The sequence below is a fragment of the Moorena sp. SIO3B2 genome, from assembly GCF_010692525.1.
Lineage (GTDB): Bacteria > Cyanobacteriota > Cyanobacteriia > Cyanobacteriales > Coleofasciculaceae > Moorena > Moorena producens.
The window spans coordinates 1-1,351 of the sequence record NZ_JAAHHE010000892.1; the positions used below are offsets into that span (position 1 = coordinate 1).

Annotated in this window: 2 protein-coding genes; one reads left to right on the plus strand and one right to left on the minus strand. The window is 44.9% G+C overall.

Going from position 1 to position 1,351, the window contains the following annotated elements; all coding sequences use genetic code 11:
* Nucleotides 1–227: 227 nt before the first annotated feature.
* The gene (locus tag F6K38_RS42125; RefSeq protein WP_287360795.1) at nucleotides 228–599 is read right to left on the minus strand and encodes a zinc ribbon domain-containing protein; all 372 of its coding nucleotides are present in this window, start codon (nucleotides 597–599) and stop codon (nucleotides 228–230) included.
* Between the two features lie 93 nt (nucleotides 600–692).
* On the opposite strand from F6K38_RS42125, the gene F6K38_RS42130 reads away from it, so the two are divergent.
* Nucleotides 693–1,253, plus strand: coding sequence for a hypothetical protein (locus tag F6K38_RS42130; RefSeq protein WP_287360798.1), 561 nt, complete (start codon nucleotides 693–695; stop codon nucleotides 1,251–1,253).
* The last annotated feature ends 98 nt before the right edge of the window (nucleotides 1,254–1,351 follow it).

Consider the following 1,351-nt stretch of genomic DNA (forward strand, 5'->3'; position numbering starts at 1 on the left):
GACATCATAGCCGAGTAAACTTAGTCAGTGAAGTGGGAGTTGGGACAACATTCTGGTTTGATTTAGAGGTGTGTGAAGAACAAAAAATTACGGTTAAAGAACATTTGCAAGTAGACACCTCACAGACAACACCAACCGACTCAGCGACTGCTAGTAATCTGTCAATTTCGTAGCGCCTAATAGTATCATGTTTAGTCGATTAAATTATGACGGAATACTAGTTGACCTTAACTAGTGGCCATCAGGGCTAGCAAAAAGCTAGCAGCGATTAATACCAATAGACCTAACAAGGCTGGGTTTCTTTGACACCAAAGCCTGACGGATTCGAGTAAGCCACGCTGGGGATTATAAATCTGCTCAGGCTCTAAGGTACTTTCGGAACTATCCTCGTAAAGGGTACACTGCTTAGCATAGGGACGTTGGGGAAAGGTACAGGTATCATCAGCATGATAGGTACAGGTTTCACACAAGGGGGTATCTCCTGTGGTTTGGTGTAAGGTAATCCCCGGATGACCATAGGCTTTCAGGATTGCTCCACAATGGGGACAGGTAATCACCTTGCTATTGATAGGTTGATGGCATTTGGGACAATTGGTCATTAGTCATTAGTCATTTCTCAATAGTCATTTCTTCATCTTAACTGTCTTGCACATCCAGCTGATTTCCCTTCTTTGCCTCTTTAGCGTTTAATCATGTCCCCGTACTTAATTATTTGCCCCGGTATCCATGACCCCCAACTGACCCAGGATTTTTTAGCAAGTTTGGAGCTATCAAGTCCCTGGACTGAGAAAGTCTTGATTTTTCCAGCTCAGGACTACCCAGCTTACTCAGCTATTCATATTAAAGAGTTCTTGCAACGTCACATTGGTTTGGTGAAAACTCCCATAGTCTTGATCAGCTTCAGTGCTGGGGTAGTGGGTGCGATCGCAGCAGCTTGGGGTTGGCAGCTACTGGGAGGTTCCATCCAAGCATTGATTGCTATTGATGGCTGGGGTGTGCCTCTGTATGGCAATTTTCCCATCCACCGGATTAGTCACGATTACTTTACCCACTGGAGTTCAGCGCTATTGGGGGCAGGGGAAGACAGTTTCTATGCAACACCCCCAATAGCCCATAAGGACTTGTGGCGTAGCCCTTGTCAGTGCCAAGGCTGGTCGGTAATGGTGCCATTAGGTGAGCAAGCACCACATCGAACTTATCTAACTGCGGCTGAGTTTATTATCGAGTTATTGGTGATTTACTCAAGCCTGTGAACAGCAATCTTGGTTAGTGATTGTAGCCCAAAATCGAGTGTCAGATTAGTCGTAATTAGAGATTATAGCAAGTCAATTACCCATGAGGTAAAAATTTC

Excerpts from the sequence above, each read along its gene's own strand:
- F6K38_RS42125 (WP_287360795.1), bottom strand. The coding sequence starts at position 599 with ATGACCAATTGTCCCAAATGCCATCAACCTATCAATAGCAAGGTGATT.
- F6K38_RS42130 (WP_287360798.1), top strand. The coding sequence starts at position 693 with ATGTCCCCGTACTTAATTATTTGCCCCGGTATCCATGACCCCCAACTG.